Origin of the sequence: Rhodococcus sp. Ni2, from assembly GCF_021352185.1 — a bacterium.
Taxonomy (GTDB): domain Bacteria; phylum Actinomycetota; class Actinomycetes; order Mycobacteriales; family Mycobacteriaceae; genus Rhodococcus_F; species Rhodococcus_F qingshengii.
Genome location: NZ_WOXZ01000001.1, coordinates 885,970 through 906,568, shown reverse-complemented (window position 1 = coordinate 906,568; position 20,599 = coordinate 885,970). Strand labels below are relative to the sequence as shown.

At 61.0% G+C, this 20,599-nt stretch carries 18 protein-coding genes; 11 read left to right on the top strand and 7 right to left on the bottom strand.

Features of this window, described 5'->3' with window-relative positions; all coding sequences use genetic code 11:
* Positions 1 to 16: 16 nt before the first annotated feature.
* On the bottom strand, positions 17 to 940 hold the full coding sequence (locus GN300_RS04245; RefSeq protein WP_082845735.1) for a pseudouridine synthase: 924 nt from the start codon (positions 938 to 940) through the stop codon (positions 17 to 19).
* Positions 941 to 1,080: 140 nt separating this feature from the next.
* On the opposite strand from GN300_RS04245, the gene GN300_RS04240 reads away from it, so the two are divergent.
* From GN300_RS04240 to GN300_RS04205, 8 genes are all read left to right on the top strand, one after another.
* On the top strand, positions 1,081 to 3,108 hold the full coding sequence (locus tag GN300_RS04240) for a CocE/NonD family hydrolase (RefSeq protein ID WP_063315862.1): 2,028 nt from the start codon (positions 1,081 to 1,083) through the stop codon (positions 3,106 to 3,108).
* Between the two features lie 62 nt (positions 3,109 to 3,170).
* Positions 3,171 to 4,415, top strand: a complete 1,245-nt coding sequence (locus GN300_RS04235) for an aldolase/citrate lyase family protein (protein ID WP_007733914.1) — start codon at positions 3,171 to 3,173, stop codon at positions 4,413 to 4,415.
* Positions 4,416 to 4,418: 3 nt separating this feature from the next.
* Positions 4,419 to 5,405: an allantoicase gene (alc, locus tag GN300_RS04230; RefSeq protein WP_007733917.1), complete on the top strand. Its 987-nt coding sequence runs from the start codon at positions 4,419 to 4,421 to the stop codon at positions 5,403 to 5,405.
* A gap of 16 nt (positions 5,406 to 5,421) precedes the next feature.
* On the top strand, positions 5,422 to 6,351 hold the full coding sequence (puuE, locus tag GN300_RS04225) for an allantoinase PuuE (protein ID WP_042451351.1): 930 nt from the start codon (positions 5,422 to 5,424) through the stop codon (positions 6,349 to 6,351).
* 169 nt (positions 6,352 to 6,520) lie between these two features.
* Positions 6,521 to 7,432: an SDR family NAD(P)-dependent oxidoreductase gene (locus GN300_RS04220; RefSeq protein WP_063315863.1), complete on the top strand. Its 912-nt coding sequence runs from the start codon at positions 6,521 to 6,523 to the stop codon at positions 7,430 to 7,432.
* A 1-nt stretch (position 7,433) separates the two neighbouring features.
* Positions 7,434 to 8,354, top strand: coding sequence for a hypothetical protein (locus GN300_RS04215; protein ID WP_063315864.1), 921 nt, complete (start codon positions 7,434 to 7,436; stop codon positions 8,352 to 8,354).
* Entirely contained in the window at positions 8,351 to 9,838 is a 1,488-nt protein-coding gene (locus GN300_RS04210; RefSeq protein ID WP_007733920.1) for an NAD(P)/FAD-dependent oxidoreductase, read from the top strand. The genes GN300_RS04215 and GN300_RS04210 overlap by 4 nt, the downstream gene beginning before the upstream one ends.
* Before the next feature lie 75 nt (positions 9,839 to 9,913).
* Positions 9,914 to 10,666 (top strand): MerR family transcriptional regulator, encoded by a 753-nt coding sequence (locus tag GN300_RS04205; protein ID WP_030535276.1) that lies wholly within the window; start codon positions 9,914 to 9,916, stop codon positions 10,664 to 10,666.
* Positions 10,667 to 10,709: 43 nt separating this feature from the next.
* Here GN300_RS04205 and GN300_RS04200 read toward each other — a convergent pair whose 3' ends face one another.
* Together GN300_RS04200 and GN300_RS04195 are read right to left on the bottom strand one after the other, a co-directional pair.
* Positions 10,710 to 11,465: a class I SAM-dependent methyltransferase gene (locus GN300_RS04200; RefSeq protein ID WP_030535277.1), complete on the bottom strand. Its 756-nt coding sequence runs from the start codon at positions 11,463 to 11,465 to the stop codon at positions 10,710 to 10,712.
* Positions 11,466 to 11,547: 82 nt separating this feature from the next.
* The gene (locus GN300_RS04195; RefSeq protein ID WP_267932988.1) at positions 11,548 to 12,798 is read right to left on the bottom strand and encodes an MlaD family protein; all 1,251 of its coding nucleotides are present in this window, start codon (positions 12,796 to 12,798) and stop codon (positions 11,548 to 11,550) included.
* 338 nt (positions 12,799 to 13,136) lie between these two features.
* Here GN300_RS04195 and GN300_RS04190 point away from each other — a divergent pair, with 338 nt between their 5' ends.
* Both GN300_RS04190 and GN300_RS04185 read left to right on the top strand, forming a co-directional pair.
* Positions 13,137 to 13,448 (top strand): helix-turn-helix transcriptional regulator, encoded by a 312-nt coding sequence (locus tag GN300_RS04190; protein ID WP_007733929.1) that lies wholly within the window; start codon positions 13,137 to 13,139, stop codon positions 13,446 to 13,448.
* Positions 13,449 to 13,546: 98 nt separating this feature from the next.
* Positions 13,547 to 14,722, top strand: coding sequence for an MFS transporter (locus GN300_RS04185; protein ID WP_042451348.1), 1,176 nt, complete (start codon positions 13,547 to 13,549; stop codon positions 14,720 to 14,722).
* On the opposite strand, the gene GN300_RS04180 is transcribed toward GN300_RS04185, so the two are convergent.
* The 3 genes from GN300_RS04180 to GN300_RS04170 form a co-directional block, all read right to left on the bottom strand.
* Positions 14,689 to 15,417, bottom strand: coding sequence for an aspartate/glutamate racemase family protein (locus GN300_RS04180; RefSeq protein WP_007733934.1), 729 nt, complete (start codon positions 15,415 to 15,417; stop codon positions 14,689 to 14,691). The genes GN300_RS04185 and GN300_RS04180 overlap by 34 nt on opposite strands.
* A gap of 5 nt (positions 15,418 to 15,422) precedes the next feature.
* The gene (locus GN300_RS04175) at positions 15,423 to 16,997 is read right to left on the bottom strand and encodes an NCS1 family nucleobase:cation symporter-1 (protein WP_007733936.1); all 1,575 of its coding nucleotides are present in this window, start codon (positions 16,995 to 16,997) and stop codon (positions 15,423 to 15,425) included.
* A 108-nt stretch (positions 16,998 to 17,105) separates the two neighbouring features.
* The gene (locus GN300_RS04170) at positions 17,106 to 17,831 is read right to left on the bottom strand and encodes a GntR family transcriptional regulator (RefSeq protein WP_063316048.1); all 726 of its coding nucleotides are present in this window, start codon (positions 17,829 to 17,831) and stop codon (positions 17,106 to 17,108) included.
* 196 nt (positions 17,832 to 18,027) lie between these two features.
* Between GN300_RS04170 and GN300_RS04165 the strand changes: the two genes are divergently transcribed.
* Complete coding sequence (locus tag GN300_RS04165) at positions 18,028 to 20,385, top strand: LuxR C-terminal-related transcriptional regulator (RefSeq protein ID WP_063315865.1); 2,358 nt, start codon at positions 18,028 to 18,030, stop codon at positions 20,383 to 20,385.
* Here GN300_RS04165 and GN300_RS04160 read toward each other — a convergent pair.
* On the bottom strand, positions 20,360 to 20,596 hold the full coding sequence (locus GN300_RS04160) for a hypothetical protein (protein WP_007733940.1): 237 nt from the start codon (positions 20,594 to 20,596) through the stop codon (positions 20,360 to 20,362). The genes GN300_RS04165 and GN300_RS04160 overlap by 26 nt on opposite strands.
* Positions 20,597 to 20,599: the final 3 nt, after the last annotated feature.

The window sequence follows — 20,599 nt, the reverse complement described above, 5'->3', positions numbered from 1 at the left end:
GAAGGGTCCGGGGTCCCTACGGCGAGTCGCCACGGCCTGATTCGTCCGGCCAGGACAGGGTCCGCCGACTTTCGAACCGTTGCAGCCGGCCGGTCTTCGGATCCTCGAACTCGAGAACCTTCGACAGCAGGCGCAGCGGGTTCGAATAATCTTCTGCGGCAACGTCGTAGAAGTCGGGATAGAAGTTGTCGCCGTGGATCGGGAGCCCGAGCGAGGTCATGTGCAGCCGAAGTTGATGGGTCTTGCCGGTATGGGGAGTCAACCGGTACCGCGCGAAGCCGTCTCGCGTTTCGATCAGTTCGATCCGCGACTCGCTGTTGGGTTCGCCCTCGATCTCCGCGGCCTTGAGCACGCCGCGTTCTTTCACGATGCGACTGCGCACGACCACGGGAGTGCTCACCTGCGCGTCGTGACGCGCGATGGCCTCGTATTCCTTGGTGACGCGGCGGTCGGCGAACATGGTCTGATAGCCGCGCCGGGCCGCCTGATGCACGGTGAACAGCAGCAGTCCTGCCGTGACGCGGTCGAGGCGATGCGCTGGACTCAACTCCGGCAGATCGAGATCCCGACGCAACCGCACCAAGGCCGATTCGGCGATGTATCGCCCGCGGGGCGTGCTCGCGAGAAAGTGCGGCTTGTCCACGACCAGGATGTTTTCGTCCCGGTAGAGGATGTCGATCTCGAACGGCACCCGCGCTTCGACCGGAGCGTCGCGGTACAGGTAGACGAACCGCCGGGGAGCAAAAGCGCTCGTCTCGGTGATTCCGACACCCTTCTCGTCGACGACCTCCCCGGCTGCGACCTTCTCGCGCAATCGGACGGCGTCCTGGGGGAACCGTTCGAGCAGGTAGTCGAGCGTCGTCGTCCACATGCCGTCGTCTGGCTGACGGATGCGACTCGGGTTCAGGCCGTCGCGGACGGGAAGCGGTGATCGTGACACATCTTCAAAGCTAGCCGTCCGGTCGGCATTCAGACCTATTGACGACATATGGGACGGAAGTTACTATCCGGTAAGTTCGTGACACCGGTCACTGTCGTGGGGGCAGGGCTGGGTCATCACAACAGAAAATTGGAGTTTTCGTGAGGACACGACTTCTACGTCGAAGGTCGACAACGATTGCGGTGGGGCTGTGCGTCGTGGGATTGGCGGTGCCGAGCGCCGTCGCTTCTGCGGATCCGACGGGAGGGTCGGACGGACAGGCCTGGCTCGCGGAAACGGAGGCGACGCCGCAGTATCCGGGGGTCTCGATCGAGTGGGACGTGCCCATCACGATGAGTGACGGCACAGTTCTGCAAGCGAATGTGTACCGACCGGCGGATGCATCCGGGCGGGCCGTGGAATCGAAGACGCCATCGGTCCTCAACATCACGCCGTACACGAAACTGCTGGACACACTGGTGGATTCAGCTCTGTCGATCCCGCAGGTCGGTGAGACGCTGATGGACGTTGCGAACTCGCTCGACCTCGCGGCGCCGTTCGACGGCGTGTCGGAGTTGACGGGCGTCATCGCCGGCGGAGGCGCCAGGGTTCTCGGCGTCAACCGTGATCTGGTCCAGAACGGATACACGCAGGTAGTGGTCGACGCACGTGGAACCGGCTTCTCCCAAGGTAATTGGGACGTGCTCGGTAAGCGCGAGCAACAGGATTCGGTCGAGGTCATCGACTGGATGAGCAAGCAGGGGTGGTCCGACGGGAAAGTAGGGATGGCGGGCATCTCGTACTCCGCGATCAACTCGGTGCAGGCGGCGAGCAACAATCCACCTGCACTGAAGGCGATCTTCCCGGTCGAACCTGGCAACGATCTGCTGCGCGACATCGTCGGAACCGGTGGCGGCCTCGGAGTCGGGTTCATGCCGTTGTGGTTGACCGCGGTCAACGGGCTCAAACTCATCCCGAACGTTCAGGACATCCTGCAAGGAAACTTCGATCCCCTGTGGTTGGCGAGCCGCCTCGAGGATCCGGGAACGCTGATTCCCGAACTGGTGCAAGCGATGACGGCTCAGAGAATCGAGGACGTGTCGCCGTCGACTCTGCAAGTCGCGCAAGACGGGCAGTTCTATCAGGACCGAGCCGCTGACGTCGGCAACATCGCCGTTCCGACGATGGTCTACGGCGGTTGGCACGACATCTTCGCCAACAGTGAGCCGCGGATCTACAACGGAATCGATCTGCCGCCCGGGCAGAAGCAGTTGATCATGGGGAACGGCTATCACGTCACTCCCGGTGGAGGATTCGGCAAGGACGGTGCGCCGCCGCGCCTCGACGTGCTCGAACGTGCGTGGTTCGACAAGTGGCTCAAGGGCATCGACAACGGAATCGATCGTTACGGTCCGGTGACGATGTTCCAGCAAGGCGGCGGATGGATCACGGACGATCAGTTCCCGCGAGCCGGTGCGAGCTACGAACGTATGTATCTGAACTCTGCGCCCAGCGGTACTGCCGCCCACGCATCGTATGACGGTTCGCTGACGAATGACCCGCCCAGTGCCGCAGCGCGATTGACAGTCGCACCAGGACTGCGAGGCTTCTGCTCCGGTGACGGAACTCAGGGAACTGCCGGGATCTCCGTGGTGCTCGGTGCGACGTGTTCCAAGGATTCCCGATTCCAGGAAGCGGAGGGCCTGACGTTCACCGGTGAGGCAGTGACGGAGCCGACCTCACTCTCGGGCCCGATCAACGTCCACCTCGAGACCGTCCTGGACGCGACGGACGGATTCTGGGCAGCGACGGTCAACGACGTAGCACCGGACGGAACATCGACACCGATCACGAACGGCGCTCTGACTGCGTCGCTGCGGGCAGTCGACGATTCGAAGAGCACTCGCTCGGCCAACGGTGACTACAGTGAACCGCACCACTATCTGACGATCGACACGCGTCAGCCGGTGGTTCCCGGTGAGGTCACCACCGTCGACATCAACATGCTCCCGACGGACGCAGTGCTGCAACCGGGGCACCGGCTCCGCGTCGACGTCTACGCTGCCAGCGTGCCGCGATACCTGGCGCTCGGCCCGATGCTCGCCGACAGCCAACTCAAACCGCAGCACATCGAGTTGGCTGCAGACCGGCCGAGCTTCGTCAACGTTCCGTTCGTCGGGGGCCGCTGACTCGGATTGGATCGGCGGCGTGAGAACCTGCGGGCTCGCGGACGTTCTGAGAAGATCGTCCGATGACAGAATCCCGACTCTCCGCCGCCGTCCACGATCGTCTGGACGGACTTCTGGATCCGGTGGACGAGCGGCTCGCGGCGCAGTACCCGGGAAACCGTGACGAGATCCAACCCGTGCACACGATTTACGTCAGTGCCGCGGATGCAACCGTCGACACCCCTCGACTCTGGGGTGAGCAGGCGATCGCGCTTCTCGATTCCCATGCTCATGTGTTCGCCGATCTCGACACGGAGAATGCGCTCGCTGATGTGCGAGTTCAACTCGGCCGCAAGCCGGTCCAAGACTTTCGGATCGATTTCGAGGACGGGTACGGACGCCGCAGCGACGAAGAAGAAGACGATGCAGCGACGTCGGCCGGACAGACGCTTGCCGCGCTCAGCGCTGATCCTGCCGGGCCGAACTGGAGTGGAATCAGGTTCAAGGGGTTGCCGGCCGGTGAGCGTCGGCGCTCGATCAGGACGCTCGAGCTTGTGCTCGACGCGGCCGGCGGAGTGCCGGACGGATTTGTCTTCACCGTTCCCAAACTGCGCGCGGTGGAGCAGGTCACGGCGACGGTGTTGCTCTGCGAAGAGCTGGAGAAGGCGCACGGACTCGAGCTCGGTTCGCTTCGGTTCGAGTTGCAGATCGAGAGCCCGCAGGCGGTCATCGCGGCCGACGGAACGGTGGCAGTTGCTCAGGCCATCCATCGTGGTGCCGGTCGTCTGACCGGTTTGCATTACGGTACTTACGATTACAGTGCAGCTTGCGGAATTGCATCGCGTCATCAGTCGCTCGAACATCCGGTGGCAGACCACGCAAAGGCTGTCATGTTGGCTGCTGCCGCGCAGACCGGCGTCTGGGTGTGCGACGGGTCGACTCAGGTCGCGCCCGTCGGGAGCGCCACGGCGATCCGCGACGCGATCACTCGGCACCATCGCCTCGTCACGCGGTCCCTGGAACGCGGTTACTACCAGGGGTGGGACATGCACCCCGGGCATCTGGTCACCCGCTGGCTCGCCACGTTCGGCTTCTATCGCAACGCGCTCGGCGCCGCTGCCCCGCGCATCCAGTCGTACCTGGGGCGCCAAGGTGGCGACGTGATGGACGAACCTGCAACTGCCCAGGCGCTCGCAGCGGTGGTACTGCGCGGGCTCGACGCGGGGGCTTATCCGGAATCCGAAGTTCTCCGACTCGCCCCGAGCGCCGACACCAACGCACTCCGTCACCTCGTAGGACGCACCACACCGATCACAGGAGAACACTGACCGATGAGCACCACCGAATTCACCTTGCTGCCCGATCTGGCACTGCGCACCCTCGGCGGAGCCGTCATCTGGGCGAACGACGAGGCGTTTGCCGAGCGTGAGGCCCTGATCCGCCCAGGCAAGGCCGGGTACCAGCCGGCGACGTTCGGTCACAAGGGGCAGGTGTACGACGGTTGGGAGACGCGTCGCCGCCGGGTGGCAGGCCATGACGAGGCGATCGTCCGACTCGGTGTTCCCGGAGTGGTGCGAGGCGTCGTGGTCGACACCGCGTGGTTCAAGGGCAATTACCCGCCCGAGATCTCGGTGGAAGCAATCTCGGTCGAGGGGTATCCGGATCCCGCCGACCTGGCCGTATCCGGTGAGTGGACAACCATCGTCGAGCGCTCGACCGTGCACGGTGACTCGGAGAATCCGTTCTCGGTGGCGTCGGAGGAGCGGTGGACGCACGTCAAGCTGACCATTTACCCGGACGGCGGCGTGGCGAGATTCCGTGTTCACGGCGAAGCGCGGCCGGACCCGCGTTTCCTCGATGCCGGGCCGTTGGACCTCGCAGCACTCGAAAACGGTGGCCGCGTGACCGATTGCTCCAACATGTTCTACAGCTCACCGCAGAACATCCTGTTTCCCGGACGCGCTGCTTCGATGGGTGACGGGTGGGAGACCGCCAGGCGCCGCGACAACGGAAACGACTGGGTGCAAGTACAACTCGCGGGTGAAGGCGTGCTGAGTTTCGTCGAGATCGACACCTCGTACTTCCTCGGAAACAGTCCAGGTGAGGGCGCTCTGACCGGGCGGACGTCGGAGGGGGAGTGGATCGAACTGTTGCCGCGCACGACGCTGCGTCCGGATACGCGCCATCGCTTTCCGATCGATTCCGAAGTCCAGGTCACCGATGTTCGTCTGGACATCTTCCCGGACGGTGGCCTGGCGCGGCTGAGAGTCTTCGGCGTACTCACCGACGCTGCTCGCGCTGTGATCTCCGGGCGCTGACGGTAAAGTTGTTGGCATGAGCGACTATCCGAGCGACGACTATCCCCGGGACATGGTGGGGTACGGCCCTCATCCGCCGCATCCGCACTGGCCCGGCGACGCGCGGATAGCGGTTCAGTTCGTGCTCAACTACGAAGAGGGAGCCGAGAACAACGTCCTGGACGGGGACGCGGCTTCGGAAACATTTCTGTCGGAAATGACTCCGGCAGAGGCATTTCCGAATCGACACATGAGCATGGAATCGCTGTACGAGTACGGCTCCCGGGCCGGGTTGTGGCGTGTACTGCGAACCTTCGAGCGGCGAAACCTGCCTCTCACAGTCTTTGCGGTGGCGCGGGCGATGCAGCGGAACCCCGAAGCAGTCAGTGCTTTTCAGGAGTTGGGCCACGAGATCGCGTGCCACGGATTACGTTGGAAGTCTTACCAATCCGTGGACATCGAGCGCGAACGCGCAGACATGGCCGAGGCCGTGCAGATTCTGCGAGATCTGACGGGTTCGGCGCCCCTCGGTTGGTACACCGGGCGCGATTCACCGAACACCCGCGAATTGGTGGTCGAGCACGGCGGCTTCGTCTACGACTCCGATTCGTACGCCGACGATCTGCCGTACTGGGTCGACGTTCCGCGTGGCGCAGAATCGGTGAAGCACCTGGTCGTTCCGTACACCCTTGACACCAACGACATGCGTTTCGCCTCTCCCGCAGGATTTCCCAGCGGTGATCAGTTCTTTGCGCACCTACGCGATGCCTTCGACGTGCTGTATGCGGAGGGGACGGCCGGATCGCCCAAGATGCTCTCGATCGGGTTGCACTGCCGCATAGTCGGCCGCCCTGCCCGTGCGGCCGCTCTCGAGCGATTTCTGGACCACGTGCAGTCACACGAGAAGGTCTGGATCGCGCGGCGCATCGACATCGCCGAGCACTGGAAGACCGCGCACCCCGTTTAGATCACGGTCGGTCGACAAAAGACTTCATTCGAGCAGTCCGGGTACTGGTTCGACTGCCGCGTATTCCGCCATCGAATTCTAGGCCATTGACAACTGGCACGGTTGTGGATGACTCTTTGGAGATGGAGAAACACACAGCAGTCGAAGCGTCTTCAAGGTGAGCCGACCGGTGCCGACCAAGAAACCGACCAAGAACCGCGGATCGAAGGTGTCCCACAATGCCCGCGCAGTGGTGACCGGCGCCGGCAGCGGAATCGGCCGTGCCTTTTCGTTGGAGTTGGCGCGCAGAGGCGGTGAGGTGATCTGCGCGGATATCTCGCTGGAACGGGCCAAGGAAACAGTGGCACTCATCGATGAGATCGGTGGTACCGCGCACGCCGTCAAATGCGATGTGACAATTCGTGAGCAGGTTCAGGACCTGGCGTTGTTCGCGGAACTCGAACTTGCGGGTCCGCTTTCGCTGGTGATCAACAACGCCGGGGTCGGTATCGGTGGAAAACCTGTGGGCCAGATCGGTTTCGACGATTGGGAGTGGGCACTCGGGATCAATCTGTGGGGTGTCGTGCACGGCTGTGAGATATTCGCTCCACAACTGCGTGCGAGCGGGGCCGGGGGACTCATCAACGTGGCCTCGGCTGCTGGGTTTGCGGCTGCGCCACTGATGGCGCCCTACAACGTCGGTAAAGCCGCCGTGATGTCGCTCTCGGAGACCTTGTCCGCTGAACTTGCCGGTACGGGAGTGCGGGTGACGGTGCTGTGTCCGACCTTCGTCAAGACAAATGTTGCTCTCGACGGCCGAATCACCGCGGAAGCAACACAATTGGCGCAAGCGTTGATGCGGCGAACCGGCTTTTCGCCGGAGCGCATCGCCGTCACCACTCTCGACGCCTACGACAAGGGTCGACTCTACGTGGTGCCGCAGTTCGATGCGAAGGTGATCTGGCGACTCAAACGGTATCTACCCGTTGCATACACCTGGGGCTGTGGAGTTCTCAATCGCTTTGCACCGAAACAGAAGTCGGGTTCATCTGGAACTTCGGCGGCGCCGGAGACGAACTCGCCGAGCACGAAAGGAGCGTGACATGTCCTTCGATTTCGACGGCATGCTGCACAAGATCAAGGACCGCCAATGGGCTCTGGTGGACATCGACTGGGATGCTCCGGGCGCCGAGACGATCAGTCCAGAGCTTCATGCGAAGCTGAAACCGTTCATGTCGGACCTGATGTGGATCGAGAACGTCGGTGCCCGTGGCTTCGCTGCGATGGCTCTCAAGGCGCCGACTGAAACTCTCCGAGACATCTATCGGCATTTCCACGCCGAGGAACAGAAGCACGCCAACGCCGAACTCGCGCTGATGCGTCGTTGGGGAATGCTGGACGGCGACGAGATGCCCGAGCCCAACATCAACGTCAAGCTCGTCATCGACTGGCTGGACAAGCATTCCGACGGTTTGTCGCTCTCGATTCTCGGGACCGTCATACCGATGCTCGAGGTGGCGCTCGACGGAGCCCTGGTCAAGTTCATCATGGACGAGATCGAGGATCCGGTCTGTCAGGCTGTGTTCAAGAAGATCAATGCAGACGAGTCCAGGCATCTGGCGGTCGATTTTGCGGTGATCGAGATGCTCGGGCACTCGACGACGCGCAAGCTCGTTGTCGAAACCGTCGGCGCCTGGATGAATCCGGCGTTGATCATCGGGACACTTCGCTACATCCCGCTGCTGAACAAGATGCGCGACAACATCGTCGACATGGGGGTGAACGAGGAACGGCTCTACACCGCGATGAAGCGATTCAGGAACGTAGGCGAACGGAGTCCGGCCGCGCTCCGCGTCCCGATGTATCGGGTGGTGAAGTGGCACGGCAACATAGTCATCAATCGCAACCATCCCTACCATCTGCTTGCCGATCGGATGGTCAAGGTCACTGGCCGACTTTCCGGCAGCAGGCTCAATTCCGAGCCGACCTGGGCCAAGGAACTTACGTACGAGCCACTCGCATGAGTACTGCCGAGCCGCTGTCAGTGGCGATCATCGGTGGAGGTTTCGCAGGAATCGGAGCGGCGATTCGGTTGAAGCAGAACGGTATCGAGGACTTCGTCGTTCTCGAACGCGGCACGGAGGTCGGCGGGACGTGGCGCGACAACACGTATCCGGGAGCTGCGTGCGACATTCCGTCCCGTCTGTACTCGTACAGTTTCGCCCCGAACCCGGACTGGTCGCACACCTACTCGGCCAGCGCGGAGATCCTCGGCTACATCCGAACGATGGTGAAAGAGTTCGGCCTCGAGCCGAAGATTCGGTTTCGGTGCAACGTCACGGGCGTCGAATGGGACGAGCAGACAGGTGTCTGGGCGATCGCGCTCGAGGGCCGTGAAGCGGTCATTGCCCGGACCGTCGTCATGGCGTCCGGTCCGCTGGCGAACGTCAGCTTTCCCGCTGTTCCGGGTTTGGAGAGCTACGAAGGACACAAGATTCACAGTGCTCGCTGGGACCATGACTACGACTTCACCGACAAGCGGGTCGCAGTGATCGGAACCGGAGCCAGTGGCGTCCAGATCGTCCCGGAACTCGTGAAAACTGCACGATCAGTGAAGGTTTTCCAACGAACACCGGGATGGGCATTGCCGAGAGCAAACCTACGCACCCGATCTCGCACGAAGGATCTGTACCGTCGTCATCCGGTCGTCCAGACTCTGGCGCGTCGGGCTTGGTACTGGGGACACGAATCGGTAGCTCTCGGGGTGGTGTGGGAATCCCCGTTGACGAGGGTGGTGGAAACAGTCGGGCGTCTTCATCTGCGCATGCAGGTGAAGGACCCGTGGTTGCGGCGACAACTCACTCCCGACTTTCGGGCAGGGTGCAAGCGGTTGCTGATGACCAGCGAGTATTACCCGGCTCTCCAGCAAGACAATTGCACACTCGTGACCTGGCCGATCGCGAGATTGGCGCCACATGGCATTCGCACGGTCGAAGGGATCGAGCATCAATTCGACTGCATCGTCTTCGCCACCGGCTTCGACGTTTGCAAGACCGGAACACCGGTCCCCATCATCGGCCGGGACGGACGTGTGCTCGCTCAGGAGTGGAAATCCGGGGCGCGTGCGTACAAGAGCATTGCGGTATCCGGTTATCCCAACCTGTATTTCACCTTCGGACCCAACTCGGGTCCGGGGCACAGCTCCGCCCTTGTGTACATGGAAGCGCAACTCGACTATCTCGCCCAAGCGATCAAGATCGTTCTCGAGCGCGACCTCAAGGCACTCGATGTTCGTCAAGATGTCGAAGATGCGTACAACGTCGAGTTGCAGCGTCGGCTGTCGAAGACCACGTGGAACTCGGGATGTTCGAGTTGGTATCTCACCGACGAAGGATTCAATGCCACTATGTTTCCCGGTTTCGCGACCCAGTACGTGAACCAATTGAAATCGGTGGATCTTCGGGACTACACGAGCACGGTGCGCGAGAAAGACACCGCGCAGACCTGATCCCGGGTTCTGATCGGCCTGGTGTTGCCACTAAGTTGGAATCGTGACGACCGACGCGGCAGAGGAGACGAGGCGGTGACCGAGTACCGCATCGACGATCTAGCGCGCGCTGCGGGCACCACCTCGCGGAATGTACGGGCATATCAGGAACGTGGATTGCTTCCTCCGCCGGAGAAACGTGGGCGGGTAGGCATCTACGGCGACGCGCACCTCGAACGCCTCAAGCTGATCGACACGCTTCTTCAACGAGGTTTCACCACTGCGCATATCGACGACTTCATCACCGGGTGGGAAAGCGGGAAAGACCTGACAGAGGTGCTGGGTCTGCAGCACGCGGTCACCGAACCATGGTCCCGCAGCGACACCGTGAGTATCGAGATGGCCGTCGTACGCGAGTTTCTCGGGGGAGATGCAGATGGTCAACTGGATCGTCTCGTAGATCTCGGACTGGTACAGATCGAAGGAGAGAACTGCGTTTTCACCGATCCTGCTTTGCTCAGCGGATTTTCGAGTCTCCTCGACTACGGTTTCACTCTCGATCAACTGGTCGATGTGCACGAAAAGCTTCACAACGCTGTGGACGGGATCGCCAAAGACCTGATTCAGGCGGCGAAGGATCGCATCGTCGATCAGCACGGGGTCGGTTGGCTCCCGGAGGGCGACGAGGTTGCCGGAACAGCCGAGATGCTCCAGACGATGCGTGAACTCGGTGTGGCGTCGGTACATTCGGCACTGGCCCGGGCACTCGACGCGAACCTTCAGCGTGAACTCGGCGACTATCTTGCCGCTGCGATCGGCTCGCGGAGCGACGCCGACGAGTCCGACTAGCAGCATCGATCACGTTCGGGATGTGCGGCCCGTCGCGGTGCGCTCAGCTCTTGCGTGCCTCGATCAGGAATCGACTCGAGTGCGCGACAAAAGATCCGTCGCGACGGATCTGCTGATCGAGTTCGCGGAGCCGGTCCCGATACTGCGCGACGGTGAATCCCGGAACCATCCAGATCACCTTGCGTAAGAAGTAGACAACGGCGCCGATGTCGAAGAATTCCATGCGCAGACGCTCGAAACGAAGGTCGACGACGGTGAGCCCGGCCTCAATCGCGTCGGCAGTTTCGTCCTCGTGGTGCCGTCCGCGACGAGCCTGCGGCTGAGGACCGAGAAAGTACTCGACCAGTTCGAACACGCTGGCGTGACCCACATGTTGAGCGAAGTACGTTCCTCCCGGTTCGAGTACCCGCGCGATTTCGGTCCACCACACCGTCGCTGGGTGTCGGCTGGTCACCAGGTCGAAAGCCGAATCGGCGAACGGTAGCGGCGGCTCGTCCGGATCGGCGACCACCACCACACCTCGGGGACGCAGAAGGGCGGTGGCCTTGGCGATGTTCGGTGGCCAGGATTCGGTTGCTGCCATCACCGGCGGGAGTGACGGTGCAGCGGCGAGGACTTCGCCGCCGCCGGTCTGGATGTCCAATGCGGCGCCGGCGCGGCCGAGACGTTCACCCATCAGCCTCTGGTACCCCCACGACGGACGCTGCTCCGTGGCGCGTCCGTCGAGCCACGAGAAATCCCACCCGTCGACGGAGGCGGATTCCGCTTCGGCGACAAGTTCGTCGAAACCTCGTGACATGCTCTGTGACTCGCCTTCAGGCGTTCCTTCCGACATCACATCATCATCGTCGCGGAGGGTCGACGGTGCCAGTTGTTTACGGCTACTTCGGGGTGGCGCCGAGCATCGGTGCGAGTTGAGTGGCAATCGGGTTCAGGTTGAGCTTGTCCGGGTCCACCTTGGGCTTGCCGTCCCACGGTTGCGAGGTGTTCGGGTCGGCGAACGCGATGCGGTTGGCGCTACGAACTCCCGTTTCGCTGCCCTGAGGTGCCTGGCAGTTGGCGGCAGTGTTCAACGGGAAGTTCTGCGTCGTGTCGTCGAAGTTCGGGTCCTTGCGCTTCATCTCGTCGAGGATCGCCATGGTCCCTTCGTAACCGACGGTGCACGAGAGCGGGTTGTTGGTCTCGAGTACCAAGCCCAGATGTACTGTGCCGTCTCCCGGTGCAACGGTGGGCGCCGCCCCGGCGAGCGCAGGCAGGAAGAGCAGGAAGGGCTGCAGCGAGGGCAGTGTCGGTGCGGCTGCCGCTGCAACGGCGGAGAGGTTGGAGAGGTTGGTCGTGAGCGCGGGGCCGGCTTCGGTGACGAGAGAGCCGACTTGTTCGCTGGCCGGTATGCCGTTGTCGATCACGCGTCGGATGTCGGGGTCGCTGGTGCGCAATTGCGCCGTCAGTGCGTCGAGGTCGGTGCTGAACTGCTTGATCGCCGACGATTGATCGGACTGGGTCGTGAGCACCGTCTGGCTGTCGCGGATCAGTCCGAGGGTCTGGGGAAGGGTGTCGAGGCCCGACTGGGAGATCCCCGACAGCGAGTCGGCAAGTACCTGCAGATCTTCGCCCTTGCCGTTGAATGCCGCGCCGAGTTCTTTCGCGACGGTGTGGAGTGCGTCGACCGGAACGGAGTGCACCAGACCGTTGGCGCTGGTCAAGACATTCTCGATCGGGATCGGCGTGGTTGTGTCGCCCACGGCGATCACCGAGCCGTCTTCGAGGAACGGGCCCTGGTCGGTATCGGGCTGAAGGTCGACGTACTGCTCGCCGATGGCTGAGCGATTGGCCACCACGGCCCGCGTGGATGCGGGAATCTGAGGAGCACTGCTGTCGATCAACAGGTCGACTTCGATTCCGTCGGACGTGAGCGACATGTCACCGACGCGTCCGACGGGTACACCGCGATAGGTCACTTCGGCGTTGGTGAAGATGCCACCGGACGTCGCCAGTTCGGTTTTGACCGTGTATTGGCCGAATCCCAGAAGATTGTCCAGCCGTACGTATTTCGCTCCGACATAGATCAAGCCCAGGAGTGCAACCACGACGAGGGCGACCAGCTGCCATTTGGCGAGCTTCGACATCACCATGAGGTGACGACCCTGAACTGATGCGGTGTGTTCATGGTTCGACTCCCGAATGACAAGCCGGGTACGGCTGGTGTTGAGCGAATTGTGTTCACCCACGGACGTTCTGAGGTGAACCGAAAACTTCCGGCAATTCGTTGTTGGCGATAACTATAAACAAGTCGTCACAGATAGAAAGTCGGCGCTGAGATTTCCGCAGGTCGTCGAAACGTAAGTGTCGCAGCTCACTTCGAATGCTTCGATGTGATGCAGACGGCTTTCGGTCCGGATCGGGCTTGACTTCGCCAAACATATCCATAAAAGTAGATGCGTTCCGGTTGTCGTGCAGAGGGGTGTGGTCCATGGATGCTTTGGCGATCTTCAAGGCGCTGTCCAACCCGACTCGCCTGCAGATCATGGAGTGGCTCGCGCACCCGGCGAAGTATTTCGACGAGGACTCGTATACGCAGCAGGATCTCGGGTTTCACATCGGAGTCTGTGTGGGTGACATCCAGGGGCGATCGGGACTTGCCCAGTCGGTGATCTCGGGGTACCTGCAGGGCATGAAAGATGTGGGTCTGCTCGAGTCCGAGCGCATCGGGAAGTGGACGTATTACCGACGAAACGAATCCGTGATCGGCGAGTTCAGGGAATTCGTTCGCGAAAAGCTGTAGCGGCCGAATTGCCCTCGTCGGCCGGTTTGTTCAACCAAATATATCTACATATCTAGATATGTAACTGTCTTGTGTGACGTAGTAGTGAGGAGTGTGTCGTGAAGTCGAAATTGTTGATACCGGTTCTGGCGTTGGGTGTATTCGGAATCATCACTACGGAGATGGGCATTATCGGGGTTCTGCCTCAGATCAGCGAAAAGTTCGGTATCACCGCGTCGACTGCCGGATGGTTGGTCGGTGTGTTTGCACTCGTCGTGGCGGTGACCGGTCCGTTCACAACGCTGATCACCTCGGGAATCAACAGGAGAACCGTTCTGTTGGTAGCGATTGCAGTCTTTGCGGTCTCCAATGTGGTGTATGCGACCACATCGAGTTTCGAGGTGATGTTTGCATTTCGGATCATCCCCGCCGTGGTTCATCCGGTCTTCTTCGCTGTCGCGCTTGCAAGTGCGGTTCGTCTGGTATCGCCGGAACAGGCGACCGCCGCGGTGACCAAGGTATTTGCAGGCGTCACAGTCGGATTCGCGTTCGGCGTGCCCTTGACGTCCTATTTGGCCGAGAACTTTTCGGTGTCGACAGCATTCGTGTTCGGCGCCGTGGTCAACGTTCTCGCGTTTTTCGGGATTGTCGTACTTCTGCCCTCGGCTCCTGTGACACAACGCCTGTCGTACGGTGCACAAGTCGGGATACTTCGCCGGCCGCGCGTGTGGTTGACCATTCTTTCCGTCACCTTCGTCTTCGCAGCCATGTTCTCGGTGTACGGATACTTTGCCGAATACCTCGGCGAGGTGACCGGCATGAGCGGATCGTGGATCAGCGCGATGCTATTGGCTTTCGGTGTCGTGATGATCTTCGGCAACTTCGTCTTCGGGGCTCTGCTCGCCAAGGGGGTGGTGCGCACGGTTGTGGCTTTTCCCTTGCTGTACATCGTCGTCTACGTGATGCTCTATCTGGCGGGCCCGTACTTCGGCGCGATGGTTGTAGCCGTGTTGGTTTGGGGTGTAGTGCATTCCGGTGGACTGGTGGTTTCGCAGAGCTGGATGGGGCGAGACGCAGTCGACGCGCCTGAATTCGGCAACAGCCTTTTCATCTCGTTCTCCAACCTGGGGATCACGCTCGGCACTGCGGTCGGTGGACTGTTTCTCGCGCATTTCGAAACCCGCCAATTAGTCTGGGCTGGAGTATTGTTCGCGATCCTGGCGCTGCTGGTGACAGGTGTTCGACTCTCGCTCAGGCACGCTCACAGCGAGAACGGTGTCAGTGTACCGGTGTAGTTCTTGGGAAGTGGGCGTGCGAACTCGCCGCGCGAACTGGTCGACAGCCCGAGGGTGACCAACGACTGAACCATCGTGACCCCAGCGGCAACGCCGTCGACTACCGGGACACCCAGTTCGTCGGACAAGTCCTGGCACAGGTCCGCCATGCCGGCGCAACCCAGCACGAGGACGTCCGAGTCGTCTTGCTCCAATGCGTCGAAACAGGCTTCCAAGATCACCTTTCGCGCGTCGGGATCACGATCGAGTTCCAGAACCGGAATCTCGCAGGAGTGGATACCCCGGCACCGAGCCTGCATGCCGTACCGGTCCACCAGATCGGCTGCGCGGCCGCGGGTTCGACCGAGAGTGGTCACGATGCTGAATCCGCGACCCAGGAAACTTGCGTAGTTCATGGCCGCTTCGGCAACAGCTACGACGGGGCCCTTGGCCAACTCTCGGGCTGCATCAAGACCTGGGTCACCGAAGCAAGCGATGACGTAGCCGTCGACTTCGTTCTTTTCTCCGGCGGCGATCTCGGTCAGGATTCCGGGGACGCTGAGAGCTTCGTCGTAGTGGCTTTCGATCGACGCGGGACCCATGGCAGGGCTGACAGCCTCGACGAATGTGCCCGAGCCTGCGACGGTCCGGGCACATTCCTCGATCTTGGCGGTCATCGCCCACGTGGTGTTGGGGTTGATCACCTTGATTCTCATGACGATCAGTCGACCGTCACAGTGTCGGGAGAGGAAGCATTCCGGACAGCTGAGGAAGAGCGCGCGGCGAGTAGGTAATAGACGGTGAATCCGAGCCCACAACCGATGAACCAGCTGTACTGCGCTGCGGTGTACATCCCGGTGAGGTCCTTGCCCAGGACCGGGACCATCGCGACGACGGCTCCCACCACGGTGGCGATCACTGCAGCAGGGTTGTATCCCTTGCTGTACCAGTAGGTTCCGGTCGGCGACATGCTGAACAGTTCGTCGACGATGACCTTCTGCTTGCGCACGAGGTAGTAGTCGGCAATCAGAATTCCGAACAGCGGACCGATGAAGGCTCCGAGGGTTTCGAGTGTGTAGTGAATGACGTCCGGATTGTTGTACAAGTTCCACGGCGTGATGAGGATCGAGCCGATCGCTGCGATCATTCCGCCGGCGCGCCAGCTGATCTTCTGCGGACTCACGTTGGAGAAGTCGAAGGCCGGGGAAATGAAGTTGGCCACGATGTTGATGCCGATCGTGGCGATGGTGAAGGTGAGTGCGCCGAGAACGATGGCGAAGGTGCTGTCGATTCGTGCAACGGTCGCAACGGGATCGGTGATCAGTTCGCCGTACACCGGCAGCGTCAACGATGCAGTGACGACGACCAACACCGAGAATACGAGGAAGTTCAACGGCAAACCGAGGAAGTTGCCCTTCTTGACGGCAGCGAACGACTTTCCGTAGCGGGAGAAGTCGCCGAAATTGAGCATCGGTCCGGAGAAGTACGAGACAACCAGAGCGATCGCACCGAGCATGACCGGCACGGCGTCGAAACCCGAGTACTTGACGTCGCCGAGCGTGAGATCGATGGCGCTCCAGCCTGCCTTGTAGATCAGGTAGCCGCACAGCATGAACATCACGACATACACAGCCGGCCCGCAGAAGTCGATGAAGCGGCGGATCGATTCCATGCCTCGCCAGAAGACACAGGCCTGAAGTACCCACAGGAGCATGAAACTTCCCCAGCCCAGTGCGGAGAGTCCGGCGAATCCGTAGTCTTCGACGACGGCATAGGGCGCGAGTGACGGAAAGAGTTTGATCAGTACGACATCGAGGGCTGCTGAGGCGAGGAAGGTTTGAATTCCATACCAAGCCACGGCAATCAGGCCACGAATGATTGCCGGGATGTTCGCGCCGAGGACGCCGAACACGCTGCGGCAGATCACCGGATACGGCACGCCGGTAACTTGGCTGGGCTTGGCGACGAGATTGCAGAAGAAGTAGACGATCGTGATACCGACCAGCAGGGCGACGAGTACTTGCCAGCTGGCCAATCCCAGTGCGAAAAGACTACCGGCAGTGACATATCCGCCGACGCTGTGTACGTCGGACATCCAGAAGGCGAAGATGTTGTACGACGACCAGGTCTGCTTGCGAAGCGGCGCCAAGTCCTCGTTGGTCAAACGAGGGTCGTAGCCCGGCTTGATCAGGCCGCTTCCGACAGGGTGACCCGCGGCTTCGACAAGGTCACCCGATCCGCTTTCCTTTGGGGGAGTGGGGGTAGTGGTCGTTCGAGACGGAAGAATGTCGGTCATGACAGCTCCTGTGCGTCAGTGCAGGAAATCAGCGGACGGTGCCACGAGCTCTCAGCGTCAGTGATGAAAACTGTGTTGAGAGAAAGGTATCGATGCTGTGTTGCACGACTATTGCGCGATCGGTATATCTTTTTCGGCCAATAGACCGGTGTCTGTCGGTAGCGTCGCGATCACGGTATCGAGTCGGCGATGATGGATTTCGGAAGCGCTCAGAAGTGCGGATGCGTCCCGACGCAGGAATGCGTCCAGCATCGCGGTGTGATCGGAGTGCAGAACCTGGCGATCGACGCCGGCAACATGGACCATCGGCTGTACAGGTTCGGTGATGTTCCAGGCAGCTTCGAACATGTGCAGCAGTCGAAGCATCTGCGACGGTCGGGTCAGTGCGAGATGAAAGTTTCGGCTCTCACAGTGATAGGACTGAGAGTCGTCGTAGCGCAACGCGATCTCCAAACGGGAGTTCACCTCGACGGCGTGTTCGTGATCCTCTTCGGTTGCCTGCTCGACGGCGACGGCCAATGCAGCTGATTCGAGAGTTTCGCGGACGATGTACATCTCTCGCAGTTCTGCCGGCGTCAGCTGAGCAACGGTGTAGCCGAATTGATGTCGATGGTCGACCAAGGACTCTCCGACCAGTGTTTTCAGTGATTCCCGCACAGGTATTCGACTGACACCGAACACATCAGCCACGTCGCCGAGAGGAATCGGGGTACCCGGAGGCGCCGAACCCGACAGAATCACTCGCCGCAGTTCGTCGAGGATCGTTTGTTGGGGACTTCCGGGAGCATCGATTACCAGTTGCGTCGGCAGTACCGATCTACGGCGCGGCGGCATGTCGCTCTCCCTTCGTCTGTCTGCCAGAGTAGGAATACGTTGTTTCGTCTGCGTGACACCGGTGTGGCCGTCGTGCATCTCGCACTCGGGGGAGAACAAGTGGGCTCCGATCACATGCTCGCGTGAGTGCTGCTCGGGAGGCCGATCGTGGGGGTAGCGTTGTTGTGTAGTGGTATGGCAGAAAGCGAGTCGGTCGATGGCATCCGCTGTGCGCTCAGAAGCCGACCAGCGAGTTGTCGGCAACCTGCCCTTGGAGCTGACGAGTTTCGTCGGTCGTCGGCGTGAGTTGGCCGACGCCAGGAGATTGTTCGAGACGTCCCGTTTGTTGACACTCACCGGGATCGGTGGCGTGGGCAAGACACGGCTCGCGATCCGACTTGCGGGCGCGTTGCAAAGGGTGTTTCGAGACGGTGCCTGGTTGGTGGAACTGGGGGAGCAGACAGATTCGGATCTCCTCGAAGATCATGTTGCCGTGACCCTTGGTGTCCGGTCGGTCTCGTCGGCGGACCCGCTGCAGGCATTGATCGACTACTGCGCCGATCGGAGTCTGCTGTTGGTGCTCGACAACTGTGAACATCTGGTCGATACCGTCGCTGTGTTCGTAGGCGCGATCCTACGGCGATGTGCCGGCGTCAAGATCCTGGCGACGAGCCGCGAATCGCTGGGCCTGGGCGGTGAGGTGACGATGCGCGTTCCCTCACTCACCACACCGCAGCAACAGCCGCCCGAATTCGAGGGAATTGCCCAGTACGAATCGGTGTCGTTGTTCACCGAGCGTGCGGCTTCCGTCGTACCTGGTTTCACCCTCACCGAGGAGAACAAGCGCGCCGTTGCGCATATCTGTCACGACTTGGATGGACTCCCACTTCCGATCGAACTGGCGGCAGCTCGCCTGCGTGGTATGTCTGCTGAGCAGATCATGAACAGGCTCTCGGATCGATACCGACTTCTTACAACGGGTGGACGCGACGTTCCGAGTCGTCAACAGACGCTGCGATTGTCGATCGATTGGAGTTACGACCTCTGCTCGCCAACCGAACAGCAGTTGTGGGGGAGGTTGTCGGTGTTCTCGGGTGGGTTCGATCTCGATGCCGCTGAGGGCGTGTGTGGGCAGGACATGAATTCGACCGAAGTGCTCGATCTCGTCACCGCGTTGGTCGAGAAGTCCATCCTGATTCGTGAGGAAACCGACGGGGATGTTCGGTACCACCTCCTCGACCTACTCCGGGAGTACGGACATGAAAAGTTGGAGTCCGCCGGTGAGTATTCCGCTCTGCGTCGAAGCCATCGTGATTGGTTCGAGGCACTGGTCGTTCATGCGGAAGCCGAGTGGATCAGTGGCCGGCAAGCTGCCTGGATCGCAAGGCTCGGTCGTGAACAGCGCAACGTCAACGATGCGTTGGAGTACTCGATTTCCACTGCCGGAGAGGCGCGATCTGCAACGCGAATGGTCGGTGCGTTGTACAGATTCTGGCTTGCAGGTGGATTACTTGTGCAGGCGCGTTACTGGACGGATCGAGCCTTGAATGCAGAGGATCGAGAGCTGGATCCGTTCCGAGTGGATGTCTTGGCCATCGACGCCGTGAATCACGCGATGCAGGGGGAACTCGAACGGGCAGAAGAGTTGGTCGACGAGAGTTGGCGCCTGGCAAACGACTTGGCGGATGTGCGCTCGCGCGGCTTGGCGACGTGGGGAGACGGATACGTCGATACCTTCAGAGGTAACTTCGATACCGCTACAGCCAAGCTGGAATCCGCGTTGACGCTGTTTCGACTCGACAAGAATCTGCTGCATGTTGTGATCGGCCTGGACACCTTGGGAGTCGCGTACTTCCTGTCCGGCGCTCTTGATCGCTCTGTGGAGTGCAACGAAGAGATTCTCGCGATCACCGTGCCCGCCGACGAGATGATGTTCCAGGCATTTGCGCTGGGAACTCTCGGGCTCGTGAGCTGGCTCCGAGGTGAATTGGATGCCGCAAGTGACTATTTGACTCGAAGTCTGAGAATTCTCGATGCCCCGATGAACTCGGCGTGGTGTATCGAGCCGTTGGCGTGGATTGCTGCAGCGCAACGTGATTGGAAGCATGCAGCGGTTCTGCTCGGCGCGGCAGCCATGTATTGGCAGAAGGTCGGGGGACGGCTGGCGGGCCTGCCGGGTTTGTCAGCTCATCACGACACTGCTGCAGAGACTGCTCGCAAAGCCATGGGTGACGATGCTTTCGACAAGTCGTTTCGCAGCGGGTTTGCGATGTCCGAGGGTGAAGCTGTCGCATATGCGCTCGACAAGCGCTCCAGTGTCACGACTGCGTCGTCGGCTGAAGGGCCTCACCTCACTCCTCGTGAGCAGCAAGTTGCGGAACTGGTTGCCCAAGGGTTGACCAATCGCGCGATTGCGGAGCACTTGGTAATCTCGCTGCGCACCGCTCAGGGACACGTGGAACACGTACTGACAAAACTGGGATTCAGTTCCAGAGCGCAGATCGCAGCGTGGTACGTCTCGACCGCGCAGGAGCGTGACTCGCGTGAGGTCAATGGCTCAGCAGGCCGGAGTTGACGTCCGATAGCAGTTCACCACGGTCGTCGCCGCACAAGCAGAACACCGGGTAGCGCTTACCTTCTTCACGCCCCTGAAACGACACTCGTAGCGGTCCAGGCGCATCCGCGCGAGGGGATTCGGTGAGGAAAGTGTACAGCCACGGCCCCTCGTCCAATTCCACGATGGCGAGAACGGTCGAGGGGTCGCCGTGAACCGTTCGCCAGGACACGAC

Excerpts from the sequence above, each read along its gene's own strand:
- GN300_RS04235 (WP_007733914.1), top strand. The coding sequence starts at position 3,171 with ATGACAGAATCCCGACTCTCCGCCGCCGTCCACGATCGTCTGGACGGA.
- alc (WP_007733917.1), top strand. The coding sequence starts at position 4,419 with ATGAGCACCACCGAATTCACCTTGCTGCCCGATCTGGCACTGCGCACC.
- puuE (WP_042451351.1), top strand. The coding sequence starts at position 5,422 with ATGAGCGACTATCCGAGCGACGACTATCCCCGGGACATGGTGGGGTAC.
- GN300_RS04215 (WP_063315864.1), top strand. The coding sequence starts at position 7,434 with ATGTCCTTCGATTTCGACGGCATGCTGCACAAGATCAAGGACCGCCAA.
- GN300_RS04210 (WP_007733920.1), top strand. The coding sequence starts at position 8,351 with ATGAGTACTGCCGAGCCGCTGTCAGTGGCGATCATCGGTGGAGGTTTC.
- GN300_RS04200 (WP_030535277.1), bottom strand. The coding sequence starts at position 11,465 with ATGTCACGAGGTTTCGACGAACTTGTCGCCGAAGCGGAATCCGCCTCC.
- GN300_RS04195 (WP_267932988.1), bottom strand. The coding sequence starts at position 12,798 with ATGGTGATGTCGAAGCTCGCCAAATGGCAGCTGGTCGCCCTCGTCGTG.
- GN300_RS04190 (WP_007733929.1), top strand. The coding sequence starts at position 13,137 with ATGGATGCTTTGGCGATCTTCAAGGCGCTGTCCAACCCGACTCGCCTG.
- GN300_RS04180 (WP_007733934.1), bottom strand. The coding sequence starts at position 15,417 with ATGAGAATCAAGGTGATCAACCCCAACACCACGTGGGCGATGACCGCC.
- GN300_RS04175 (WP_007733936.1), bottom strand. The coding sequence starts at position 16,997 with ATGACCGACATTCTTCCGTCTCGAACGACCACTACCCCCACTCCCCCA.
- GN300_RS04170 (WP_063316048.1), bottom strand. The coding sequence starts at position 17,831 with ATGCCGCCGCGCCGTAGATCGGTACTGCCGACGCAACTGGTAATCGAT.
- GN300_RS04165 (WP_063315865.1), top strand. The coding sequence starts at position 18,028 with ATGGCATCCGCTGTGCGCTCAGAAGCCGACCAGCGAGTTGTCGGCAAC.